7 protein-coding genes are annotated in these 6562 nt (G+C 38.6%); 3 read left to right on the top strand and 4 right to left on the bottom strand.

What is annotated here, in order from left to right; translation table 11 throughout:
• Nucleotides 1–161: 161 nt before the first annotated feature.
• Complete coding sequence (locus tag MKJ01_RS14070; protein ID WP_241614733.1) at nucleotides 162–587, bottom strand: endonuclease domain-containing protein; 426 nt, start codon at nucleotides 585–587, stop codon at nucleotides 162–164.
• Nucleotides 588–695: 108 nt separating this feature from the next.
• Nucleotides 696–1349: a protein-L-isoaspartate(D-aspartate) O-methyltransferase gene (locus tag MKJ01_RS14065; protein ID WP_241614732.1), complete on the bottom strand. Its 654-nt coding sequence runs from the start codon at nucleotides 1347–1349 to the stop codon at nucleotides 696–698.
• 131 nt (nucleotides 1350–1480) lie between these two features.
• Here MKJ01_RS14065 and MKJ01_RS14060 point away from each other — a divergent pair, with 131 nt between their 5' ends.
• Nucleotides 1481–2443 carry a Gfo/Idh/MocA family protein gene (locus MKJ01_RS14060; protein ID WP_241632664.1) on the top strand — a complete coding sequence of 321 codons (963 nt, stop codon included), beginning with the start codon at nucleotides 1481–1483 and terminating at the stop codon, nucleotides 2441–2443.
• A gap of 97 nt (nucleotides 2444–2540) precedes the next feature.
• Here the strand turns inward: MKJ01_RS14060 and MKJ01_RS14055 are convergent, their stop codons facing one another.
• Nucleotides 2541–2891: a VOC family protein gene (locus tag MKJ01_RS14055; protein ID WP_241614730.1), complete on the bottom strand. Its 351-nt coding sequence runs from the start codon at nucleotides 2889–2891 to the stop codon at nucleotides 2541–2543.
• Nucleotides 2892–2944: 53 nt separating this feature from the next.
• Nucleotides 2945–3490, bottom strand: coding sequence for a Crp/Fnr family transcriptional regulator (locus tag MKJ01_RS14050; protein ID WP_241614729.1), 546 nt, complete (start codon nucleotides 3488–3490; stop codon nucleotides 2945–2947).
• A 223-nt stretch (nucleotides 3491–3713) separates the two neighbouring features.
• On the opposite strand from MKJ01_RS14050, the gene MKJ01_RS14045 reads away from it, so the two are divergent.
• The gene (locus MKJ01_RS14045; RefSeq protein ID WP_241614728.1) at nucleotides 3714–5435 is read left to right on the top strand and encodes a cellulase family glycosylhydrolase; all 1722 of its coding nucleotides are present in this window, start codon (nucleotides 3714–3716) and stop codon (nucleotides 5433–5435) included.
• 442 nt (nucleotides 5436–5877) lie between these two features.
• Nucleotides 5878–6531, top strand: coding sequence for a fructose-6-phosphate aldolase (fsa, locus tag MKJ01_RS14040; RefSeq protein ID WP_241614727.1), 654 nt, complete (start codon nucleotides 5878–5880; stop codon nucleotides 6529–6531).
• Nucleotides 6532–6562: the final 31 nt, after the last annotated feature.

The following is a 6562-nucleotide window of genomic DNA, read 5'->3' as shown; positions in this document are numbered from 1 at the left end:
CTGCTAAGTCTCTAAAATTTCTTGTATCCATCTTAATAACAAAAGTATTAATTTAATTGTGTCCACACGATAGTCCTTGGGAGGGGAATTTTGTTATGTGCAAAACGATGTGGAATAAGGACTTCTTTGTTAAGAGAAAACACGGACTTAATAAGAAAAGACTAAGCCATATCAGCTTTATAATGCAGTATGATAAAATCTTCCAGATCTTTCATGACCACACTAATATTATTTTTTACATCAAAATCAATAATCCTGAATATTTTTAAGCCTAGTGATTCAAGATATCTTTGCCTGACTTCATCATCAGCTTCTTTATGATTATGGCTCCATCCATCGATTTCAACGACCAGGCCCAGAGCTTTCACGTAAAAATCGACGATGTAATTTCCGATAATCCTCTGCCTGTCGAAATCAATGTGGTGAAATGTTTTTGCCCGTACCTGTTTCCAGAAAAGAACTTCACTAAGAATTCCTGCTTTTCGTTTCCCGCTGAGTAATTTTCTCAGTTGTGGATTGTAAGGTAAGTGTTCCACGAAATTTCTACGGATGGGAATTCCGTGAATGCGGGTTAAAATTTCGTCCATGTATTGTGTTTTTATGGGATATTTCTAAACCACCCCGTCAAAAATTTTCAATTTTCGACACCCCTCCTCTGGAGGGAATTCTTTTACTGCTGACTGAATGAGCTGTTGCTACTGATTCGTATTCCCCAGCATCGGAACAAACTTATAGGCTCCGAATTCTTCTTTTTCAAATTCGGTTGGGGAAATTTTTGAGAACCGGTACAGTACCTGCTCATCGGTCGGGCCTAAAGGAATGACCATTTTCCCGCCTACTTTCAGCTGCTTTAAGAGTTCAGTCGGTAAAACGGAAGCGCCGCAGGTCACAATGATCTTATCAAAAGGAGCAAAGGTCGGAAGGCCTGCAAAACCGTCTCCGAAACTCTGGAACTTCGGATACAAATGCATTTCACGAAACTTTTTCTTGGAAAAATCAAACAGGTCTTTCTGTCTTTCGACAGTATACACCAAGGCTTTCATCGCAAGCAGAACAGCCGTCTGGTATCCGCATCCGGTTCCTATCTCAAGCACTTTCTCGCCTTCCTTTACCTGCAACAGTTCAGACTGTTCCGCTACAGTAGAAGGATGGGAAATCGTCTGATGGGAAAGAATGGGAAAAGCACGGTCTTCGTAAGCGAAATCCTCAAAAATACTTTCAATAAAAAGATGTCTCGGAACCTGGTTCATGGCCGAAAGCACATGTTCATCTGAAATGCCGATCCTGTTCCGGAGATAATCAACTAAAATTTTTCTTTTTCCTTTATGTACAAACGAATCATTCGTCATGAGATAGCTGGTATTAGATTGCAAGCGGCAGTTTGTGCAAAAGTAAAAAAACATTTACTATGGATCAACCTAAAACCTATCATCCGGTAGCAATCCTTAAAATTATTATCTTTACAAAAATAAATAAAGCTATGTTAAAAGCAGGTTTGGTAGGAGCCGGACATTTAGGGAAAATCCATTTAAGACTTCTGAATCAGTCGGATAAATATGAATTTGTAGGGTTTCATGATAAAGATCCGGAGAACGGAAAAAAACTGGAAGCCGAATTCGGATATCGATATTTTGAAAATTTTGATGACCTTCTGGATCAGATCGATGTTCTGGATATTGTTACGCCCACCGTTTACCACTATAACTACGCTTTAAAGGCCATTGAGAAAGGACTTCATTTTTTCATTGAAAAACCGGTCACACAGACCCTGGAACAGGCAGAGGAAATCCTCAGAAAGTGCCAGGAAAACGGCATCAAAGCACAGGTTGGACATGTGGAAAGATACAATCCTGCTTTTATAGGAGCCAAAGATTATATCCAGAACCCGATGTTCATCGAGATCCACAGGCTCGCCGAATTCAATCCCCGCGGAACGGATGTTTCGGTTGTTCTCGACCTGATGATCCATGACCTGGACATTTTATTAAGCATCGTAAAATCCAAAGTTAAAAACATCCATGCCAGCGGTGTCTGCGTAGTGAGCAAAACTCCGGATATTGCCAATGCAAGGATTGAGTTTGAAAACGGATGTGTTGCCAACCTTACGACTTCAAGAATTTCGATGAAAGCCATGAGGAAAAGCCGTTTTTTCCAGAAAGATGCTTACATTTCAGTGGATTTCCTGGAAAAGAAAGCGGAAGTTATCCGGATGAAAGATGCGCCTGAGCACCCTACTCCATTCGATATGATTATTGAAAACGCAGAAGGTGAAAAAAACCAGATCCTGTTTGAGTACCCGAATATCCAGCCGAATAACGCCATTCTGGATGAGCTGAATGCTTTTGCAGACTCTATTACCGAAAATAAGCATGTAGAAGTTTCCCTCGCAGACGGTACGGAAGCTTTGAAAGTAGCTTTAAAAGTGATGGAACTGATCTCGTGATTTAAAACTTACTGATCATAAGATACCATAAGAACGGGCTGTCCCGTTCTTATGTTTTTAGGCATATCTGCAAGCAATGTTCATCAGGCGCCTGTTATTACAAAGCCTGGCCAAATGTAATCAGGTTATTATCCGGATCCAGTATTGAAAACTCCTTCTGTCCCCATGCTTTTTTACCGAGGCTTCCTGCGGGATGAATTTCAATATTTTTTTCCAGATACAAGCTGTAAAGTGTTTCTATGTCTGAAATGCGTATATAAACCTGCCCATAGTTCTCAGCAGGTACCAAATCTGTAAATTCAAAAAAATGGATTTCCACAGATTCATTCTTCATCATCAGATAACCCGGAAAATCATTTTCAGAGGGTTTAAATCCTAATTTTTCATAAAAGTTCCTGGTGGTATCCTTATTGCGCATCGGCAGTTTCGGAATGATTGATGTCATCATAATTTTTTTATTCAAAGATGAAGATAATACAGCAAATGAGCACTTGATCAAAATCAAATAATAACATTTGCCCTTACCCGACTTAGAGTTTCAGGTCTGATCTTTAAGTAAGAAGCAATTATGGTAAGTGGAAATTTCTGTAACAGACGAGGATTCGTTTTGATCATGTACTTATATCTTTCAGCCGGATTCAGATTCATGTCATAGAAAACCGTTTTTGAATCTGATGCACTGAAAAGTTTGTTGAAATGCAGGAATTTTTGGGAAACGGCAATCAGCTTATGAAGATTTTCCAGGGTAAGTTCCATCACTTCCGAATGTTCAAAAGCCTGGATTGTTACTTTTGAAGGGATCTGGCTGCTTAGACTTTCAGCATTGAACATCCACTCATTTTCAATATGCAAATCCGTGATCATTTTTTCCTGGCGCTTCTCATTGTAAAAAAACTGATAAAAAGAACCTTTCTCAATAAAATAGATCGATTTTGAAATATCTCCTTCAGCAATCAAAATTTCATTTTTAGCCAGATATTTCTTAGATAAACTGCTGTTGAATACCTGTATTTCAGCAGCTGAAAAGTTTCCGATCTGGTCCAGCATTTTGGTGTTGTTTTATTATGTGTAAAGATATGACAGAATTAAACAAATGTATCTATCAAAAAATGGATATATGGATAAGCTGATCAATTTCCATTCTTTAAAATGAAATATGGATTTAAAGAAAATAATGATAAGGTATTCAGAAATTTTTAGATATATTTGTGATTATACAATAAGAATATTTCTAAAATTAATCCCCTACCATTCAAATAATTAAACTTTTATGAAAAGAACCATACTATTATCCGCCTTATTATTGTCTCAATTTGGGACATCACAACTTCTAAAAACCAGTGGTAAGAATATCGTTAATGATAAAGGAGAAAATATTCAGCTGCGGGGCCTTGGGCCGGGAGGCTGGATGCTGCAGGAAGGATACATGCTGAAAACCGCAGATTTTGCTGGTCCACAATATAAAATCAAGGAAAAAATTGCAGAGCTGATCGGTGAAGACGGTATGCAGGAATTTTATAAGGCTTACCTTCAAAACGGAATCACCAAAAAAGATATTGACTTTTTAAAGAAAGCAGGCTTCAATTCGATCCGGCTTCCAATGCATTATAACCTGTATACTTTACCGATTGAAAAAGAACCGGCTAAGGGCCAAAATACCTGGTTAAATGAAGGTTTCGTCATGACGGATAATCTTTTGAAATGGTGTGCGGATAATAAAATGTACCTGATCCTGGACCTGCATGCTGCTCCGGGCGGACATGGAAACGACGTCAATATCTCTGATAATGATAAATCAAAACCGTCACTTTGGGAAAGCGAGGAAAACCAGAAAAAAACAATTGCGCTCTGGAAAAAACTGGCAGAAAGATATAAAGATGAACCCTGGATCGGAGGCTATGACCTGATCAATGAACCCAATATCAATTTCACGGGGAAAAACCCAAATGGAACGGATGAAATGTCAAACGCTCCGCTTTGGAAGCTTCAGAAGGAAATCACAGCAGCAATCCGCCAGGTTGATAAAAAACACCTCATCATTATCGAAGGAAACGGCTGGGGAAATAACTATAACGGACTGACATCACTTTGGGACGATAACATGGTATTCAGCTTTCATAAGTACTGGAACAACAATGATGAGGCAACACTTAAGTTTGCTTTGGATCTGAGGGAAAAGCACAATGCCCCGATCTGGCTTGGAGAAACAGGCGAAAATTCCAACGTGTGGTTCACGGAACTGATCCAGCTGCTGGATAAACACAACATCGGGTATGCGTTCTGGCCCATGAAGAAAATCGATAATATCGCAGGCGTGACCAATGTGAAAATAACACCCGAATACCAGAAGCTTCTGGATTACTGGAAAAACGGCGGTGAAAAGCCTTCTAAGGAATTTGCCTACAAAGTATTGATGGAAATAGCCGACCATTACAAATTCAGTAATGTTGAAATTAAAAATGATGTAATTGATGCCATGTTCAGGCAGACAACGGACGATTCTTCAAAACCTTTCAAAGACCATCAGGCACCCGGCAGGGTTTTAGCCACCGAATATGATCTGGGAAGAATCGGTACCGCGTATAAAGATAATGATTTTGTAAACCTCTGGGTAAGCGATCCTGCTAAAAGATCAGAATGGAACTCCGGGAACCAGCTGAGAAATGACGGAGTAGACATCTACAAAACAAAAGACGATCAATATTATGTTGGAAAAACAGAAGCCGGCGAATGGCTTCAGTATACCGTTAACTCGAAAGCTGACAAAGCCTACGTTCTTCACATCAATTATGCGGGTAACAGCGAAGGAAAAATCAGAATTGAGGATGCTTCCGGAAAACAGATGACCACGGTTTCACTGCCTGCCACAGGAGGGAATGAAAACTGGAAAACAGTAACTGTAAAATCCATTAATTTAAACAAAGGGGAAAATAAAATGCGTATCTATTTTGAGAACGATGGTATCAACCTGAATTATATCGATCTGAAATAAATGTAACATATCCTCAAAATAAATATCATTCAGCCAAAACCTGAAAACCTGGGTATTTTGATAAAAAATTAATAACCATGGAAACAAATTCTTCTTTTTGAATAATTTGATAAATTAAAAGCTTTTTTAGAAATAGGCAGACAATGTGACGAAGCTAATTTATCGGGAACAAGCTAACGATCTCAGATTCTTTACTCTAATGATATTATTTAATTTTTTTAACCTTTTTGGATAATCTAAATTTTTCCAGGATCTTTTCTGCCTTAAAATGCTATTTTATCCGGTCTGCCAATAAAACAATACTGATCATCCTGTAAAACACAGTATGATTTTTTATCACTGATATTCCAGTGTTTTTGAAAAAGTGATCATCAGCCTGATATTAAAATTTTACACTCGGAAAGGAATGTTTATCTTTGCACCTAATAAATCTGTAAAACAAATGAAATTTTTTATTGACACTGCGAATCTACAGCAAATTAAAGAAGCTAAAGACCTTGGAATCCTTGACGGTGTAACAACCAACCCTTCATTAATGGCTAAAGAAGGAATCCGTGGGGCTGAAGACATCAAAAATCATTATAAAGCCATCTGCGAAATCGTAGACGGAGATATTTCTGCTGAAGTACTTTCTACCACCTACGAAGAAATGATTAAAGAAGGTGACGAGCTGGCAGCCATCCACCCGAATATCGTGGTTAAAATCCCGATGATCAAAGACGGAATCAAAGCATTAAAATATTTTTCAGATAAAGGCATCAAAACCAACTGTACCCTAATCTTTTCTCCTGGCCAGGCTCTTCTTGCTGCAAAGGCAGGAGCAACATATGTATCTCCTTTCCTGGGAAGACTTAATGATATTTCAACGGATGGGTTGGGTTTAATTCAGGAAATCAGACTGATTTTTGATAACTATATGTATGAAACTGAAATTCTGGCGGCTTCAATCCGTCATTCCATGCATATTATCGACTGTGCGAAAATCGGTGCTGATGTGATTACATCACCGCTTCCTCCGATCTTGAGCTTGTTAAAGCACCCGTTAACAGACAGCGGACTGGCACAGTTTATTGCAGATTCTGAGAAATTAGCATAAAGACAAACTATCTGTTCAGATAAAGTACGGC

Origin of the sequence: Chryseobacterium sp. SSA4.19 (assembly GCF_022601875.1) — a bacterium.
Lineage (GTDB): Bacteria > Bacteroidota > Bacteroidia > Flavobacteriales > Weeksellaceae > Chryseobacterium.
Note: the sequence above shows the minus strand (reverse complement) of the source record. Positions and strands in the feature narration are given on the sequence as shown.